Source organism: Oerskovia sp. Root918, from assembly GCF_001428945.1.
Classification (GTDB): Bacteria; Actinomycetota; Actinomycetes; order Actinomycetales; family Cellulomonadaceae; genus Oerskovia; species Oerskovia enterophila.
In genome coordinates this window covers 234,272-251,543 of sequence record NZ_LMJG01000014.1, presented here as the reverse complement: position 1 = coordinate 251,543, position 17,272 = coordinate 234,272, and the positions used below count along the sequence as shown (strand labels likewise).

At 72.8% G+C, this 17,272-nt stretch carries 16 protein-coding genes; 12 read left to right on the top strand and 4 right to left on the bottom strand.

Features of this window, described 5'->3' with window-relative positions; all coding sequences use genetic code 11:
* Window positions 1-37: 37 nt before the first annotated feature.
* From ASE27_RS14935 to ASE27_RS14900, 8 genes are all read left to right on the top strand, one after another.
* Entirely contained in the window at window positions 38-1,570 is a 1,533-nt protein-coding gene (locus ASE27_RS14935) for a replication-associated recombination protein A (RefSeq protein WP_056652054.1), read from the top strand.
* 301 nt (window positions 1,571-1,871) lie between these two features.
* Complete coding sequence (gene rpsD / locus ASE27_RS14930) at window positions 1,872-2,498, top strand: 30S ribosomal protein S4 (RefSeq protein WP_056652049.1); 627 nt, start codon at window positions 1,872-1,874, stop codon at window positions 2,496-2,498.
* 142 nt (window positions 2,499-2,640) lie between these two features.
* Entirely contained in the window at window positions 2,641-3,015 is a 375-nt protein-coding gene (locus ASE27_RS14925) for a DUF948 domain-containing protein (RefSeq protein ID WP_056652045.1), read from the top strand.
* Window positions 3,015-3,356, top strand: coding sequence for a hypothetical protein (locus tag ASE27_RS14920; protein ID WP_056652041.1), 342 nt, complete (start codon window positions 3,015-3,017; stop codon window positions 3,354-3,356). The genes ASE27_RS14925 and ASE27_RS14920 overlap by 1 nt, the downstream gene beginning before the upstream one ends.
* A gap of 157 nt (window positions 3,357-3,513) precedes the next feature.
* Complete coding sequence (gene alaS / locus ASE27_RS14915; RefSeq protein WP_056652038.1) at window positions 3,514-6,207, top strand: alanine--tRNA ligase; 2,694 nt, start codon at window positions 3,514-3,516, stop codon at window positions 6,205-6,207.
* Window positions 6,208-6,218: 11 nt separating this feature from the next.
* A complete protein-coding gene (ruvX, locus tag ASE27_RS14910; protein ID WP_056652035.1) occupies window positions 6,219-6,749 on the top strand; it encodes a Holliday junction resolvase RuvX in 531 nt (176 codons plus the stop codon).
* Between the two features lie 55 nt (window positions 6,750-6,804).
* On the top strand, window positions 6,805-7,950 hold the full coding sequence (mltG, locus tag ASE27_RS14905; RefSeq protein WP_056652032.1) for an endolytic transglycosylase MltG: 1,146 nt from the start codon (window positions 6,805-6,807) through the stop codon (window positions 7,948-7,950).
* Window positions 7,947-8,843: a shikimate dehydrogenase gene (locus ASE27_RS14900; protein WP_056652029.1), complete on the top strand. Its 897-nt coding sequence runs from the start codon at window positions 7,947-7,949 to the stop codon at window positions 8,841-8,843. Before mltG ends, ASE27_RS14900 begins: the two co-directional genes overlap by 4 nt.
* A 1-nt stretch (window position 8,844) precedes the next feature.
* Here the strand turns inward: ASE27_RS14900 and ASE27_RS14895 are convergent, their stop codons facing one another.
* Entirely contained in the window at window positions 8,845-9,543 is a 699-nt protein-coding gene (locus ASE27_RS14895; protein WP_082608965.1) for an A24 family peptidase, read from the bottom strand.
* Window positions 9,544-9,682: 139 nt separating this feature from the next.
* Between ASE27_RS14895 and aroC the strand changes: the two genes are divergently transcribed.
* The 3 genes from aroC to aroB are packed head-to-tail and all read left to right on the top strand — an operon-like array spanning window position 9,683 to window position 12,658.
* Window positions 9,683-10,900, top strand: a complete 1,218-nt coding sequence (gene aroC / locus ASE27_RS14890; protein ID WP_056652026.1) for a chorismate synthase — start codon at window positions 9,683-9,685, stop codon at window positions 10,898-10,900.
* 1 nt (window position 10,901) lies between these two features.
* Window positions 10,902-11,474, top strand: coding sequence for a shikimate kinase (locus ASE27_RS14885; protein WP_056652024.1), 573 nt, complete (start codon window positions 10,902-10,904; stop codon window positions 11,472-11,474).
* A 17-nt stretch (window positions 11,475-11,491) separates the two neighbouring features.
* On the top strand, window positions 11,492-12,658 hold the full coding sequence (aroB, locus tag ASE27_RS14880) for a 3-dehydroquinate synthase (protein WP_056652329.1): 1,167 nt from the start codon (window positions 11,492-11,494) through the stop codon (window positions 12,656-12,658).
* Window positions 12,659-12,771: 113 nt separating this feature from the next.
* Here the strand turns inward: aroB and ASE27_RS14875 are convergent, their stop codons facing one another.
* From ASE27_RS14875 to ASE27_RS14865, 3 genes are read right to left on the bottom strand one after another with little or no spacing between them, the layout of a single operon-like run.
* Window positions 12,772-13,596, bottom strand: coding sequence for a glycerophosphodiester phosphodiesterase family protein (locus ASE27_RS14875; protein ID WP_082608963.1), 825 nt, complete (start codon window positions 13,594-13,596; stop codon window positions 12,772-12,774).
* Window positions 13,593-14,801 carry an alpha/beta hydrolase gene (locus ASE27_RS14870; protein WP_235535450.1) on the bottom strand — a complete coding sequence of 403 codons (1,209 nt, stop codon included), beginning with the start codon at window positions 14,799-14,801 and terminating at the stop codon, window positions 13,593-13,595. Before ASE27_RS14870 ends, ASE27_RS14875 begins: the two co-directional genes overlap by 4 nt.
* A 27-nt stretch (window positions 14,802-14,828) precedes the next feature.
* Window positions 14,829-16,310: an MFS transporter gene (locus ASE27_RS14865; protein ID WP_235535449.1), complete on the bottom strand. Its 1,482-nt coding sequence runs from the start codon at window positions 16,308-16,310 to the stop codon at window positions 14,829-14,831.
* Between the two features lie 276 nt (window positions 16,311-16,586).
* Between ASE27_RS14865 and ASE27_RS20475 the strand changes: the two genes are divergently transcribed.
* Window positions 16,587-16,976, top strand: a complete 390-nt coding sequence (locus ASE27_RS20475) for a peptidoglycan-binding domain-containing protein (protein ID WP_162259233.1) — start codon at window positions 16,587-16,589, stop codon at window positions 16,974-16,976.
* Window positions 16,977-17,272: the final 296 nt, after the last annotated feature.

Below are 17,272 nucleotides of genomic sequence, written 5' to 3'. Positions count from 1 at the left end.
GGGTGGCGGTGCGTAGGCTCGGGGCATGCTTCCCGGGATGGACCTGTTCGACGCCGCGACCTCCGGCACCCAGGGGACACCCCGCCCGGGGCCGGGCTCGCCCCTCGCTGTGCGCATGCGCCCCGCGGCCCTCGAGGAGGTGGCCGGGCAGGAGCACCTGCTGGTCGCCGGCTCGCCGCTGCGACGCCTGATCGACGTTGACGGACCCGGCGCCTCGCGCGCGGCCCCCGGCTCGGTCATCCTGTGGGGCCCGCCCGGCACGGGCAAGACGACCCTCGCCTACCTCATCGCCTCGACCTCCGGCCGGCGCTTCGTCGAGCTCTCGGCCGTGACCGCGGGCGTCAAGGACGTGCGCCAGGTCATCGACGACGCCCGGCGCCGCCTGGCCACGGGCGGCGAGGAGACCGTCCTGTTCATCGACGAGGTCCACCGCTTCTCCAAGTCCCAGCAGGACGCGCTGCTGCCCAGCGTGGAGAACCGCTGGGTCACCCTCGTGGCGGCCACCACCGAGAACCCGAGCTTCTCGGTCAACTCGCCGCTGCTCTCGCGCTCCCTCCTGCTGACCCTCAAGCCCCTCACGTCCGGCGACGTGCGCGCCCTGGTGCGGCGCGCGCTCGTCGACGAACGCGGTCTGGGCGGGGCCGTCACGCTCGCGGAGGAGGCCGAGGAGCACCTGGTCCGCCTCGCGGGCGGCGACGCCCGCAAGGCCCTGACGATCCTCGAGGCCGCCGCGGGCGCCGCGCTCTCGGAGGTGCCGGACGCCCCGGTGCGCACCACGGGGCCGGACGACGACGCGCCGGACCCGGGCGACGCCGTCGGGCCGGCGGGCACGGACGGTCCGGGGGAGGGGACGGATACGCCCGACAGTGCGGGCGACGACGGGCCCGAGCCCGCCGAGACCGCAGAGGCGCCGGCGAGCACGCGACCCAGCGGCACCGTGGTCGTCGACCTCGAGACCATGGAGCGCGCGATCGACGTCGCCGCGGTCCGCTACGACCGCGACGGCGACCAGCACTACGACGTCACGAGCGCCTTCATCAAGTCCATGCGCGGATCCGACGTCGACGCGTCCCTGCACTACCTGGCACGCATGATCGCCGCGGGCGAGGACCCCCGATTCATCGCCCGGCGCATCGTCATCTCGGCCGCGGAGGACGTCGGCATGGCCGACCCCAGCGCCCTGCAGACTGCGGTCGCCGCGGCCCAGGCCGTCGCGCTCATCGGCATGCCCGAGGCCCGGATCATCCTCGCCGAGGCCGTCGTGCACCTCGCGACGGCCCCCAAGTCCAACGCGGCCTACCTCGGGATCGACGCGGCGCTCGCGGACGTGCGGGCCGGCAAGGTCGGCACGGTGCCCGCTCACCTGCGCGACGCCCACTACGCGGGGGCCAAGGAGCTCGGGCACGGCAAGGGGTACAAGTACGCGCACGACGCCCCGCACGCGGTCGCGCGCCAGCAGTACCTGCCGGACGTCCTGCAGGGCACCCGCTACTACACCCCCACCGACCGCGGGTTCGAGCGCTCGGTGACCGAGCGGCTCGAGCGGATCCGGCAGATCCTGGGCGAGTGACCAGCGAGCGACCGGCCCCGCGGGGCCGCCCGTCGCGACCCGGCCAGAGCCGTGCGTGGCCCCGCAGCGGGGCCGGGGACCGCCCCTCGCGCCCCGTGCGGTAGACTTCTCAGGTTGTCTCCGCCCGTCAGGGCAGGGACGGCCACCTGGGACCTCGGCCCCGCAGCCCCGCAGGACACCCTCGACGCACGTCGAGGGGAGTCGCATCCTCACGGATCACGGCGGCGGCTCATCGGCTGGTCCCGCACCCGGCAATCCGCACGGGTGTGACGTCAAGAACACGACAGGACAGGAACACACTGTGTCTTCAGTGACTCGTTCGCGCCGCCAGGTTCGCCTGAGCCGCGCGCTGGGCCTCGCGCTCACGCCCAAGGCAGTCAAGCACTTCGAGAAGCGTCCCTACCCGCCCGGTGAGCACGGCCGTGCCCGTCGTCGCACCGAGTCGGACTACGCGGTCCGTCTGCGCGAGAAGCAGCGTCTGCGCGCCCAGTACGCGCTCCGCGAGAAGCAGATGGCCCGTGCCTACGAGGACGCTCGCAAGGACGCCGGTCTGACCGGTGAGGCCCTGGTCGAGAACCTCGAGATGCGTCTCGACGCCCTCGTGCTGCGCTCCGGCTTCGCCCGCACCATCCTGCAGGCACGCCAGGCCGTCGGCCACCGCCACATCCTCGTCGACGGCAAGATCGTCGACCGCCCCTCGTTCAAGGTCAAGCCGGGTCAGACGATCCAGGTCAAGCCGAAGAGCCAGGCCACCACGCCGTTCCAGGTCGCCGCTGCCGGTGCGCACCGCGACGTCCTGCCGGCCGTCCCGGCCTACCTCGACGTCCAGCTCGAGAAGCTGAGCGCCGTCCTGGTGCGTCGCCCCAAGCGCGTCGAGGTCCCCGTGACCTGCGAGGTCCAGCTCGTCGTCGAGTACTACGCTCGCTGATCCTCCAGCGCGGCAGCTGCCGCGTGCCGTGCACGAACGCCTCGCTCACCGCTTCGACGGGGAGCGGGGCGTTCGTGCATCCGGGTAAGGTTTCGCGAGGCGTGCCGCTCGTCGCGTCGCGCCATCGAAGGAGGAGCAGGAGATGTCCGTAGGAGATGTGGCCGGGCTGATCGCCGCCATCGCATTCGTGCTGCTGGTCGGGGTCCTCGCGGTTCCTCTGGTCAAGCTCGGCCGGGTCCTCGACGAGGCCCGCGTGAGCATCAAGGAGGTCACGGACCACTCGGTGCCGATCCTCGACGAGGCCGCGACCACGGTCGCGACCACGAACAGCCAGCTCGTCAAGGTCGACACGATCACGACGTCCGCGGCCCAGGTCAGCGAGAACGTCTCGGCGCTGACCGGGCTGTACGCGGCGACCTTCGGGGCCCCGCTCGTCAAGGTCGCGGCGTTCACCTACGGCGTGCGCCAGGCCTTCGCTCGCGCCTCGGGGCGCTCGGGCCCACGGGCCGGTCGCTGATGCGACGGGTCTTCTGGGTCGGTGTCGGCGTCGCCATCACGGTCGTCGTGGTGGTCAAGGGGCGTCAGGTGATCGCGCGCTACGCGCCCGCCTCCCTCGTCGACCAGGCGACCGACCAGGTCAACGCGCTCGGGGAGAAGGCCACGGGCTTCGTCGCGGTCTTCCGCGAGGAGTTCCGCACCGCGCGCGACGCCCGCGAGGCCGAGCTGCTCGCGGCCCTGCTCGCTGAGGGCCAGCCGCACCCCGACGACGTGCGCGCGGCCCGCGCCGCCCGGCGCGAGCGCACAGGCAGCCCCGACATCGACGACGACGAGGACCTCCTGGGGTACTCGTTCTACTGATCCACCTGCCGGACCACCCCCGCCGGCCGACCTCCGCCCGTCGCGCAGCGCGCACGGTCCGGGAGGGAAGCCGCGCGGGAACATACTTGTTCTAGCCGGTGCCGGCCGCCCAGCGGCGTGCCCCGGCCCGTTCCATCACCGACCTCCGAAGGACATCATGCGTACCGCCGAGATCCGCAAGCGTTGGCTCGACTACTTCGCCGCCCAGGACCACACCGTCGTGCCCTCGGCGTCGCTCATCTCGCCGGACCCGTCGACCCTGTTCACCATCGCGGGCATGGTGCCGTTCATCCCGTACATGACGGGCGAGCAGACCGCGCCCTGGCAGCGTGCGACGAGCGTGCAGAAGTGCGTGCGCACGCTCGACATCGAGGACGTGGGCAAGACCACGCGCCACGGCACGTTCTTCCAGATGAACGGGAACTTCTCGTTCGGGGACTACTTCAAGGAAGGTGCCATCACCTACGCCTGGGACCTCATCACGCGGTCGCAGGACGAGGGCGGCTACGGCATCCCCGAGGACAAGATCTGGGTGACCGTCTTCCACGAGGACGACGAGGCGCGCCGGCTCTGGAAGAAGATCGCCGGTCTGCCGGACGAGCGCATCCAGGGCCTCGGCATGGGACCCAACTACTGGTCCACGGGTGCCCGCGGGCCCGCAGGCCCGTGCTCCGAGATCTTCTACGACCGTGGCCCGGCCTACGGCCCCGACGGCGGCCCCGCGATCGACCTCGCGGGCGACCGGTTCCTGGAGATCTGGAACCTCGTCTTCATGCAGTACGAGCGCGGGGACGGTGGGACCAAGGAGTCCTTCCCCATCCTGGGCGAGCTCACGAAGAAGAACATCGACACCGGCATGGGTCTCGAGCGCGTCGCGTTCGTCCTGCAGGGCGTCGACAACATGTACGAGATCGACGAGGTCTTCCCCGTCATCGCCGCGGCCCAGGAGCTGTCCGGCAAGCGCTACGGCGCGGACACCGACGACGACGTGCGCATGCGCGTGGTCGCCGACCACGTCCGCTCGGCCCTCATGATCATCAGCGACGGCGTGCGCCCCTCGAACGAGGGCCGCGGCTACGTCCTGCGCCGGCTGCTGCGCCGCTCGGTGCGCGCCATGCGCCTGCTGGGCGTCGAGGACCCCTCGCTGCCCCAGCTGTTCCCCGTCTCGCGCGACGCCATGCAGGCCTCCTACCCGGAGGTCGGCGCCGACTTCGAGCGCATCTCCCAGATCGCCTACGCCGAGGAGGAGGCGTTCCGTCGCACCCTGACCTCGGGCACCACGATCCTGGACACCGCGGTCGCGGCCGCCAAGACCACGGCCGGGGCGGGTGGCACGCCCGTCCTGCCCGGCGACCAGGCGTTCGCCCTGCACGACACGTACGGCTTCCCGATCGACCTGACCCTCGAGATGGCCGCCGAGCAGGGCGTCCAGGTGGACGAGAAGGCGTTCCGCGCCCTCATGCAGGAGCAGCGCACGCGCGCTCGTGCCGACGCGCTCGCCAAGCGCACGGGCGGGGTGGACACCGCGGCCTACGAGGCGCTGCAGAGCGAGCTCGCGCGCCCCGTGGAGTTCCTCGGCTACACCGACGCCACGGCGTCGGTCAACGTCGTGGGCCTCCTGGTCGACGGCGTGCCCTCCCCGGCCGCGACGGCCCCGGCCGACGTCGAGGTCGTGCTCGACCGCACGCCTTTCTACGCCGAGGCCGGTGGCCAGCTCGCCGACCACGGGACGATCGTGCTCGACGGCGGCGCGACCATCGAGGTCGACGACGTGCAGCGCCCCATCAAGGGCTTCTCGGTCCACCGCGGACGCCTCGTCGAGGGCGTCGTGGCGCTGGGCGACCCCGGCACCGCGCAGATCGACACGGCGCGCCGCAAGGCGATCAGCCGCGCCCACACCGCGACGCACATGATCCACAAGTCCATCCAGGAGGCCCTGGGCAAGGACGCGACGCAGGCCGGCTCGGAGAACGCCCCGAGCCGCATCCGCTTCGACTTCCGTGCCTCGAGCGCCGTGCCCGCTGGGGTCCTGTCAGAGGTCGAGGAGCGCGTCAACACCCAGCTCGCCGAGAACCTCGAGGTCACGGACAAGGTCATGCCCATCGCCGAGGCCAAGGCCCTGGGCGCCATGGCGCTGTTCGGCGAGAAGTACGGCGACCAGGTGCGCGTCGTCTCGATCGGCGGCGACTGGTCGCGCGAGCTGTGCGCGGGCACGCACGTCAAGCAGTCCGGCCAGCTCGGCCTGGTCACGCTGCTCGGCGAGTCCTCGATCGGTTCGGGCGTGCGCCGCGTCGACGCCCTCGTCGGCGACGGCGCCTACGGCTTCCAGGCCAAGGAGCACGCCCTGGTGGGGCAGCTCACGGGCCTGCTCAACGTGCGCACCGAGGAGCTGCCGGACCGGGTGAGCTCGCTCGTCTCGCGCCTGCGTGACGCGGAGAAGGAGCTCGGCGCGCTGCGTCAGGCCCAGCTCCTGGCCGCGGCCTCGAACCTCGCGGCCGGTGCGGAGACCGTGGGCACCACGCGCGTCGTGGTGCACGACGCGGGCGAGGTCGCCTCGGCCGACGACCTGCGCGCGCTCGCGCTCGACGTGCGCGGACGCCTCGCGGACTCCGCACCGAGCGTCGTCGCGGTCGGCGGCGTGAGCAAGGAGCGCCCCCAGGTCGTCATCGTCACCAACGCGCCGGCGCGCGAGGCGGGCCTGCGGGCCGGCGCCCTCGCGAAGAAGGCGTCGGGCGTGCTCGGCGGCGGCGGCGGCGGCAAGGACGACATGGCCCAGGGGGGCGGCACCGACGTGTCCGCGCTCCCGGCCGCCCTCGCGGGCATCCGCGACGACGTCGCCTCGGCGCTCTGAGCGGCGACCGGGTGACGTTCGACGAGCTCCAGGCGGGCGTCCCTCTCCCGAGGGGCGCCCGCCTGGGCGTCGACGTGGGCAGCGTCCGAGTCGGGCTCGCCACGAGCGACCCCGACGGCCTGATCGCGACCCCCGTCGAGACGCTGGCGCGCGACCTCAAGACCCCAGTCCCGGCGCCCGACGACGCCGCGTCCCCCCTGCCGAGCGACGTCGCCCGGATCGCGGCGGAAGTGGAGGAACGAGGTGCACGTGTGGTGTACATCGGGCTCCCTCGCCATCTTTCCGGGGCAGAAGGTGCCGCCACCCAGGGGGCACGTGCGTACGCTGGACTGGTGGCCCGTGCCATCGCACCCGTCCCGGTGCACCTCGTCGACGAACGGATGACGACCGTCAGCGCCCACCAGGCGTTGAGGGCCTCGGGCCGTGCCGGGCGCAAGCAGCGCTCTGTCGTGGACCAGGCGGCGGCGGTTATCATCCTCCAGACCGCTCTGGACCGTGAGCGGAGCGCGGGGGCGCGCGCTGGAGAGTACGTAGAACGTTGATCGTCGTGACGTGGCAAGGACCGCCGCGCACGCACTCGTCAGGAGGCAACCTCCCGTGACCGACCTATTCGAACGCCCGCCGGTGCAGCACGAGCAACCGACCCGGGCGTCCCGCTCGGGTGGCAGGGACCGCAGAGCCGCGAAGAAGCGCGCCCAGCGTCGACGTCGTCGCACCCTCATCGTGGTGGTGGCGCTGCTGCTCGTCGGCGGGGCCGGGTACTACCTGGTCTCGAACGCGTCGAACCTGCTGGGCTTCGAGAACCCGTTCGCCGCCTCGGACTACGAGGGCCAGGGGGTCGACCCGGTCGACGTGACGATCGAGCCGGGCTCGACGGGTGCGGCCATGGGGCAGACGCTCGTGGACGCCGGGGTGGTGAAGTCGGTCAAGGCGTTCACTGACGCCTACAAGGCCAACCCCGAGGCGAGCAAGATCCAGCCGGGCAACTTCACCATGCTCACCGAGATGAAGGGCTCGGCCGCTGTGGCGCTGCTGCTCTCCAAGGAGAGCAAGAACGAGACGAAGCTGACCATCCCCGAGGGGTTCACCAAGGCGCAGGTCATCGACCGCGCCGTGTCGGTGACGGGGAAGCCGGTCGAGGAGTTCGAGGCGGCCATGGCAGATCCTGCCGCCGTGGGCCTCCCGGCCGAGGCCGGAGGCAACTTCGAGGGCTGGTTCTTCCCGTCGACGTACCTGCTGGAGCCGGACGACACGCCCGCGACCATCGTGGCCAACATGGTCGCGGCGACCGTGAGCAACCTCGACGCGCTGGGTGTCGCGCCCGCGGACCGGCAGACGGTCATCATCAAAGCGTCGCTGGTCGAGCGTGAGGGGATCTCGTTCGAGCAGTTCGGCAAGGTCGCGCGCGTGATCGAGAACCGCCTGGCGATCGGCGAGCCACTGGGTCTCGATGCGATCGACTCCTACGGTCGAGGGAAGAAGTCCTCGGAGATCACCGTCGAAGAGTTTCAGGACAAGTCGTTCCCGTACGCGTCGAGGGTCAACAAGGGGCTCCCGCCGACTCCCATCGGCAGCCCTGGCCTCGAGGCGCTCACTGCGGCGGTCAACCCGACCGAGGGTGACTGGCTCTGGTACGTCACGGTCAACCTCGACACGGGCGAGACGAAGTTCACGAACAACTACAACGAGTTCCAGCGGTTCAAGAAGGAGTTCCAGGCCTGGGCAGCGGAGCAGGACGGATGACGCCTCGGCGGGCCGCCGTCCTGGGCCACCCCGTGGCGCACTCGCTCTCGCCCGTCCTGCACTCGGCCGCGTACCGCGCCCTGGGGCTGGACGGGTGGGAGTACACCGCGATCGACGTGACCGAGGAGCGGCTGCGCGGCTTCGTGGACGGCCTCGACGACGCGTGGGCCGGGCTGAGCCTGACCATGCCGCTCAAGCAGGTCGTGTTCGAGCTGCTCGACCACGTCGAGCCGCTCGCCGAGGTCGTGGGGGCCGTCAACACGGTCCTGTTCCAGCCCACGGGCTCCGGGCGGACCCTGGTCGGGGCCAACACAGACGTCCACGGCCTGGTCGCGGCCCTGCGCGAGGGGCTGGGCAGCGGCCCGGGGGAACGGCCGGTCGTGTCCGCCGTCGTGCTGGGGGCCGGGGCCACGGCCGCGTCGACCCTGGCGGCGCTCGCCGAGCTCGGCTGCACGTCCCCGACCGTGCTGGTGCGTTCGCTCGGGCGCACGGGCGGCCTCCAGCGGGCCGCGCACCGGATGGGCGTCACCCCGCGCTTCGAGGTGCTGGACCCGGCGAGCGCGCGCGTGCGCGACGTCGACGTGGTCGTGTCGACCCTGCCCTCGCGGGCGGCAGACCCGGTCGCGGAGGCGCTCACCGCGCACGCCGCGGCGGGGGGCCCCGCCCCGCGAGGCGTCCTGCTCGACGTGGTCTACGACCCCCGCCCGACGGCGCTGTCCCGGGCCTGGGCGGCCGGGTCGCCGGACCGGGAGGGCTTGGTCGTGGGCGGCGAGCGCATGCTCCTGCACCAGGCGGCCGAGCAGGTGCGCCTGATGACGGGGCGGGTCGCGCCGCTGGCCGCGATGGCCGCAGCCCTCGAGGAGGCGCTCGCCCCGAGCGTCGCCGGGGCCTGACTCAGCCGGTCAGGAGCACCGGGCCCACGACCCCTGCTCCCCAGAGCGCTCCGAGGGCGGCGCCCGTCAGCATGAACGGGCCGAACGGGATCAGGGTCCGTCGTCCTGCGCGCCGCGTGGCGAGCAGGACGACGGCCGCCAGGCCACCCAGGAGGAAGGCCGCGCTCGCGCCGACCACGAGCTCGGACCAGCCGAACCACGCGAGGTAGGCGCCGAGCAGCCCCGCGAGCTTGACGTCCCCGAACCCGAGCCCCGACGGGGCGAGGGCCAGGAGGAAGTACGCACCGTAGAGGACCAGGCCGCCAGCCAGTGCGCGGGCCGGTGAGCCGTCGTCGGGCCCGAGGAGGCTCGCCGCTCCCAGCAGGACGGCCAGGACCGGGTAGGCCGGCAGGACGAGCGCGTTCGGCAGGCGGTGCGTGCGCACGTCGATCACCGCGAGGGCCGAGCCCACGGCCGCGAGGAAGGTTGTCGCGGGCAGCGAGGCCGGCGGGTGGCCGACGTGCACGGCCCCCGCGACCGTCAGGATCGTCACGGGGACGCCCACGGCCCAGATCGTGGCACGGTGCGCACCGACCTCGTCGCGTGCGCGGTGCCACAACGGGACCTGAGGGCCCGCTGGCCCCCGGCCGACGCCCGGAGCCGTGCTCGCCCCGTCCTGTCCCGGCGCGACGGCCGGACTCCCGCCCCCTGCGTTCGTCATCCGGCGAACCTAGCGCAGCGCGAAGGGCCCTCACCGGCGTCGTCCACAGGCCGCGCCCGCGGTGCTGACCGGTCGGCCGACCGGTCCGCACTGCGGGCGGGTTCGGGGCGGGCGCGCGCGGCGTGGGAGGATTCTGCTCATGCTTCGTTGGTTGACATCGGGTGAGTCGCACGGTCCGGCGCTGGTCGGCATCCTGGAAGGGCTGCCCGCAGGGGTCGAGCTCGTGACGAAGGACGTGCAGGACGCGCTCGCGCGCCGCCGTCTGGGCTACGGGCGCGGTGCGCGCATGAAGTTCGAGCAGGACGAGGTCCGCATCCTCGCGGGGCTGCGCCTCGGTCTCACGCAGGGTGGCCCGCTCGCGATCGAGATCGGCAACACCGAGTGGCCCAAGTGGGTCGACGTCATGAGCGCGGACCCCGTGCCCGCGGAGGCGCTGCAGGTCGACGCCGGGACGGGGGACGTCCGCGAGATCGCGCGCAACCGCCCGCTCACGCGCCCGCGCCCCGGGCACGCGGACCTGATCGGCATGCGCAAGTACGCGTTCGACGACGCGCGGCCGGTCCTGGAGCGCGCCTCGGCGCGCGAGACCGCGACCCGCGTCGCGCTCGGCGTGGCCGCGGCCAGGTTCCTCGAGCAGGCCGTGGGGATCCGCCTGGTCTCGCACGTCGTGGGCATCGGCACGGTCGACGTCCCCGAGGACGCGGCCCTCCCGCAGCCACAGGACGTCGAGCGCCTCGACGCGGACCCGGTGCGCTGCTTCGACCCCGCGAGCTCGGCGGCGATGGTCGCGGAGATCGACGAGTGCCACAAGGACGGCGACACCCTGGGCGGTGTGGTCGAGGTCCTGGCCTACGGCGTCCCGTCGGGGCTCGGCACCTACGTCCAGTCGGACCGTCGGCTCGACGCGCGCCTCGCGGCCGTGCTCATGGGCATCCAGGCCATCAAGGGCGTCGAGGTCGGCGACGGCTTCCGCACCGCGCGCCGGCGCGGGTCGCAGGCTCACGACGAGATCGTGCGCGGCGAGGACGGCCACCTGCACCGCCTGAGCAACCGTGCGGGCGGCGTCGAGGGGGGCATGTCCAACGGCGAGGTCCTGCGCGTGCGCGCGGCCATGAAGCCCATCTCGACCGTCCCCCGCGCCCTGGCGACGGTCGACGTCGCGACGGGCGAGCCCGCCAAGGCTCAGCACCAGCGCTCGGACGTCTGCGCGGTGCCGCCCGCGGCGGTCGTGGCCGAGGCCATGGTCGCGCTGGTCCTCGCGGAGGCCGTCCTGGAGAAGTTCGGCGGCGACTCGGTCGTCGAGGTCCGCCGCAACGTCGAGGGCTACCTGTCCTCCGTACCCGAGCTGCTGCGCTGAGATGACGTCGAGCACCGGCCCCCGCGTCGTCCTGATCGGCCCTCCCGGCTGCGGCAAGTCGACCGTCGCGGGGGTGCTGTCCGAGCGCCTCGGGCTGGCCGCGCGCGACACCGACACCGACGTGGAGGTCGTCGCGGGCAAGTCCGTCGCGGACGTCTTCCTCGAGGACGGCGAACCGCGCTTCCGCGCGCTCGAGCGCGAGGCCGTGACGCAGGCCCTCGCGGTCCACGAGGGGGTGCTCGCCCTCGGCGGCGGCGCGGTCCTCGACGAGTACACCCAGGCGGCGCTCGAGGCCTACGCGGCCGCCGGAGGGGTCGTGGTGTTCCTCGACGTCTCCCTGGCGCACGCCGGGCCGCGCGTCGGGTTCAACCAGGCGCGTCCGCTGCTGCTCGGCAACCCGCGCGCCAAGTGGCAGGCGCTCATGGACGGGCGGCGCCCCGTCTACGAGCGGCTCGCTACGCTGCGGGTCCTGACGGACGCCCGCACCCCGGGCCAGGTGGCCCACGAGATCGAGACAGCACTCGGCGAGGCGCCCTCCGCGGCGCGCGCCGACACCACGAGGAGCGAGCAGTGACCGACCAGCAGGAGACCGTGAGCACAGCACCGGAGGACGAGCAGGGCCGGCCGGCCACGCCCGCCCGCGTCCGGGTGGAGGGCGACCAGCCCTACGACGTCCTCATCGGCCGGCACCTCCTGGGCGAGCTGCCCTCGATGCTCGGGCCGGACGTCCGCCGGGTGCTCGTGATCCACCCGGCCGCGCTCGCGACCTCGGCGGACACGGTCCGCGAGGACCTGCTCGCGGTGGGCTACGAGGCGTACATCGCCGAGGTCCCCGACGCCGAGGAGGCCAAGACCGCGCAGGTCGCCGCGTTCCTGTGGCAGGTCCTGGGACAGGCGGACTTCACGCGCAGCGACGCGATCGTCTCGGTCGGCGGGGGAGCCACGACGGACCTCGCGGGCTTCGTCGCGGCGACCTGGCTGCGCGGGATCAAGGTCGTGCACGTCCCCACGACGCTGCTGGCCATGGTGGATGCGGCCGTGGGCGGCAAGACGGGCATCAACACGGCCGAGGGCAAGAACCTCGTGGGCGCGTTCCACCCGCCCGCGGGCGTGCTGTGCGACGTCGCCTCGCTCGAGTCGCTGCCCAAGTTCGACTTCGTCGCCGGGCTCGCCGAGATCGTCAAGACCGGCTTCATCGCCGACCCGCGGATCCTCGAGCTCGTCGAGGAGAACATCGACGAGCTCAAGAGCTGGGGCGGGGCCACGGTGCCGGCGTCGACCTGGGCCGTCGTCGTCGAGCTCATCGAACGCTCGGTCGCGGTCAAGGCGCGCGTCGTGGGGGAGGACCTCAAGGAGGCCGGCCTGCGCGAGATCCTCAACTACGGCCACACCCTGGGCCACGCGGTCGAGCTCACCGAGCGCTACGCGTGGCGCCACGGCGCGGCCGTGTCGGTCGGCATGGTCTTCGCGGCCGAGCTCTCGCGCCTCGCGGGACGCCTCGACGACGCCACCGTGGACCGGCATCGTGAGATCCTCGGCAACCTCGGGCTGCCCCTGACGTACCGAGGGGACCGCTGGGAGCAGCTCCTGTCGGCCATGCGCCGCGACAAGAAGTCCCGCGGCGACCTGCTGCGCTTCGTGGTGCTGGACGGGATCGGCAAGCCCTCGCGCCTCGAGGGGCCGGACCCGGCGCTCCTCGCGGCCGCGTACGCCGAGATCGCGATCGATGCGCCCCGCGGTGGGCCGATCGCCCTCTGACGCGACGTCGTCGGGCCTCCTGCGGAGCCGCCACGACGCACCACGGCCCGTCCCCCCACCGGTGGGGGGACGGGCCGTTCGCCGTCTCGGTCGCGGTCCGCGCGGAGCGGGCCTCAGGCCCAGCGCCCCCGCGCGAGGAGGACCTCGCGCAGCAGGTCGGCGCGGTCCGTCACGATCCCGTCGACCCCCAGGTCGACCAGCCGCCCCATCTCGAGGGGGTCGTTGATCGTCCACACGTGCACCTGGCGGCCCGCGGCGTGCGCGGCCGCGACCGTCCGGGCGTCCACGACCGTCAACGGGCCCTGCCTCTCGGGGACCTGCAGGCAGTCGGCGCCGCGCAGCGCCCAGGACGCGAGCGCGCCGAACGGGGCCCGCGGTGCCCCGGCCCGGGCCGCGAGCAGGAACGCCGCCACCTCGCTCGTGCCCGTCGAGGTCGCCACAGGCCGGGTCAGGCGCTCGACCGTCCGTCGCCTGCGCGCCGGGGAGAACGAGGCGACGCACACCCGCTCGTGCGCGCGCGTGCGCTCGATCGCCGCAGCGACCGGCCCGACGGCCGAGTCCGCCTTCACGTCGACGTTGACCCGCAGGTCCGGCCAGGTCCCCAGGACGTCCTCCAGCAGAGGGACCGGCTCGACGCCCCCGATCCGCGCGTCGCGCACCCGAGCCCAGGGCAGGTCCGCGACCATCCCCGTGCCGTCCGTCGTGCGGTCCAGGCTCGCGTCGTGCAGGGCCACCGCGACGTCGTCGGACGTCGCGTGCGCGTCCGTCTCGACGTACCCGAACCCGAGCGCGCGGGCCGCGGCGAACGCCGCGAGCGAGTTCTCGAGCCCGTCGAGCGAGAACCCGCGGTGAGCGAGCGCCACGAACCCCGTAGGGGATTCCAGGTAGGGGTGACGCCAGGCCCCGGGGCGACCGCCGCGCAGGTCCGTGCGGCTCATCGGGGCGGGCCCACGGCACGCCCGCCGTGCCCCAGACGCCCCGGATGCGCCAGCCGGGCGTCGAGCCAGGTCAGCATCGAGGTCAGGTAGGCCTCGCGCGGTCCGTCCGCGGACAGCGTCAGGTCGTGCACCCCGCCCTCGACCGGACGGATCGTCACGTCCGGTCCCACGCGCGGGGCCAGACGCGCGATCTGCTCGACGTCCAGGACCGTGTCCTGCTCGTCGAGCAGGGGGTTGGTCAGGTCGTCGGGCCCCGAGCTCGCCGAGTGGGCCACGAGCACGGGGCACGCGACGTCGAGCCCGCGCGCGAGCCGCGCCTGCCCCTGGCGCACGGCCCGCAGCCAACCGGCCCGGACGGGCACGCCATCGGGACGCTTGAGCTCCGGGTCGAAGTCCCACCGGCCCCCGTTCGCCGCGAGCAGGTGCGTCGCGTACGCCGAGGGCGCGGCGCTGAGCACCGCCAGGGGAGACCACGGCCCGACGGCGTCGAGCACCCTGGTCGCGATCGTCCGGTTCAGCCAGCTCGAGTTGAGGTCGAGGAACGGCGAGTCCAGCACGAGCGCGTCGACCAGATGCTGCCGACGGTGCGCGTGCGCCCACAACGGTGCCACCAGGCCCCCCGTCGAGTGCGCGTGCACCACCAGGGGCAGACCGGGGTGCAGCCCGCGGACGGCCGCGACTGCGACCGACAGGTCCGTGGCAGGCTCCCGCAGGTCCTCGACGAAGTGCGGGACCTGCCCAGGCCGCAGGGAGCGCCCCGCGGCCCGAAGGTCCACGGCGAAGAACGCGTAGCCCGCGTCCTCGACCGCCCGGGCCAGGTGGTCCTGGAAGAAGTAGTCGTTGTAGCCGTGGACGTGCAGGAACACGCCCCTGCGCCGTCCGGCGTCCTCCGGCGCCCCGGGCGTGCGGCGCACGAGCGTCGCGACGGGAGGCGGACCGGGCTCGGGAGCGATCTCCGGACCCGCGTCGGCGTCGTGCCCCGTGGACTGCCCCACGGCCGCGCGGGCGCTCGCGGCCCGGCCAGGAAGGGGAGGGACGAGCGACAGGAGTCCCGCGCGCACCCCGGGAGGAGGGCCGCCCGTGGCGAGCGTCGCGGCCTCGAAGCCGGCGAGCAGGTGGTCGGGTCGCCAGGCGAGCCCTGCGCGCGGCCCCGAGGCATCCCCACCTGGGGCCCGCTCGTCGGTCGTCCTGAGGGGCTCCGTCACGCCTGGTCCTTCATCGCTGGTCCTCTGTCATCGCCGGTCCTCCGTGCTTGCCGTCCCCGCAGCGCCCGCAGCGCCCGCGGGCACGGTCACGAGGTCCTTGCCGCCGTCGACGCCGTCCCCGGCCGGGAAGCGCACGAACAGCATGAGCACGAGCCCGACGAGGATCACGGCGACGATCCCCAGGAGGCCCCAGAACTGCTCGCCCGACACGGCGACCATGGTCGCGAACGCCATCGGCGCGAGGAAGCTCGCGGCGCGCCCCGTGGTCGCGTACAGGCCGAACGCCTCGGCCTCACGCCCCTCGTCGCTGATACGGCCCAGGAGGGCACGGCTGGCGGACTGGGCCGGGCCGACGAACGCGCACAGCAGCAGGCCCCAGACCCAGAAGACGTTCGCGCCGCCGTCGTGCTGGACGAAGACGGCCGTGCCGGAGATCACCAGACCCACGAGCGAGCCCAGGATCACGCGGCGCGGGCCGATCTTGTCGTCGAGCCAGCCGGCCGCGATCGTCGAGAGCCCGGCGACGACGTTCGCGGCGATCGCGAACACGATGACCTCGCTCGCGCTGAACCCGAACGTGCCCGAGGCGATCACCGCCCCGAACGTGAAGACGCCCGCCAGGCCGTCGCGGTAGACGGCGCTCGCGACGAGGTAGCCGAGCGTCGAACGACGCGTGCGCCACAGGTGGACGAGGTCTCGGCCGAGCTTGCGGTACGCGCCCACGACACCGATCGGCGCGGACCCTCCCGGGCGCGGCGTCTCCGGGACTGCCAGGAGCACCGGGATCGCGAACACCGCGAACCACAGGGCCGAGAGCAGGACGCTCACCCGGATGTCCATGCCGTCCGTGCCCGTGACGCCGAACCAGCCGACCTCGGGGTTGATGAAGCCGACGAACAGCACCAGCAGCAGCACGATCCCGCCGACGTAGCCCGCACCCCAGCCGATGCCGCTGATGCGCCCGATCGTGCGAGGCGTCGAGATGTCGAGCAGCAGGGCGTTGTACGCCACGGAGGCCAGCTCGAAGAAGACGTTGCCCGCCGAGAGGAGCACGACGCCCAGGATCACGGCGTCGGACAGCGAACCGGGGACGGGCTGCACGAAGAACATGGCGACCATGGCCGCGACGGTCGCCGCGGTGTTGACGCCGAGCCACACCTTGCGTCGGCCCGAGGCGTCCGCGAGCGCCCCGAGCGCGGGGGCGAGCAGGGCGATGAGCGCGCCGGCGATCGTCAGGCCCCACCCGAGCCAGGCCGTGTGGTCGGCCATGACCGCGTCGGGGTCGGCAGCTCCCGCCTCGACGAACGCGTCGCTCGTGATCCAGCGCGTGAAGACGAACGTCGTGACGACGGCGTTGAACGCGGCCGAGCCCCAGTCCCACAGGGACCAGGCGAGGACCTGGCGTCTGCCGACGACGGGGGAGGGCGAGGCGGCGTCCGCGGCGGGGGCTGCGCCGATGTCGGCCCCGTGGCCGGGTGTGGCGGGCGTCACGTTCTGGTGATCTGGCACGCGCGCATCGTAGACCGTCCGACGGGCGTGAGGGTGAACGGCGAGAGGCGGGGCGGCATGTGTCAGCGCAGCCGCTTGGCGCGCGTTCTACGCGGGACAGCCGCGATCCATTGTCCAGCACGAAAGGGCGGGCAGTTGGCGACCGCGGCCAGCCGCGCCGTCAGTCGCTTCTCAAAATGCACACTAGTCACGATCGGGTCATTCCGGTACGCTCTCCCCTTGAGGGGGCGAATGGTCGTCTCTATGACAGGAGGAACAATGAGGTCTCCCAAGCGCATGGTCGCGACCCTGCTCGCGTTCGCAATGCTGTCGGTTGGCGGGGTTGCGACCGCTGCGCCTGCCAATGCCGCAGTCGCATACTGCAATTCGATCAACATCAACGATTCTGCTTTTGCGCGACCTGCATACAATTCGGTTAGCCTCAACTGCTACATGCATCAGTACAAGCAGAGCGGCTCCGGGGTTCGACGTCTCCAGGAGGCTCTCACGTTCTGCTATCGGCAGGATATTGCGTGGGACGGAGTTTTCGGTCCAGCCACGGCTGCTGCGCTCGCGAACGCCCAGCGCGCCGAGGGCATCCCTGCCGATGGGAAGTATGGCCCGCAGACCCGTGATTCAATGCGCTGGAACCTCTTCAACGGCAACGTGTCGTACTGCCCTAGCTAGTTCAGGTTTCGGGGCTGGCGCTGAGTGGAGGTGCGCCCCATTGGCAGGGCGTCTGCCATCAAGCGCGGCACTCTTGTTCAGGCGGGGCGAGGTCCTCCCATCCGAACAAGAGTGCCGCGCGTTTGTCGACCCCGTCGGTGCGGCCCGATATTGCTCTGAGGTTGGAGCACCTGAGCGCGGCAGGGTTTGCCAGGGCGCCACGGGCGGTCGATCGAGCATTGGAGCCCCGTGAGGCAACCGAAAGGGTATGGAACTTCATGGGTGGCACGGGTCCGGTCGATCTTGGGCATATGCGC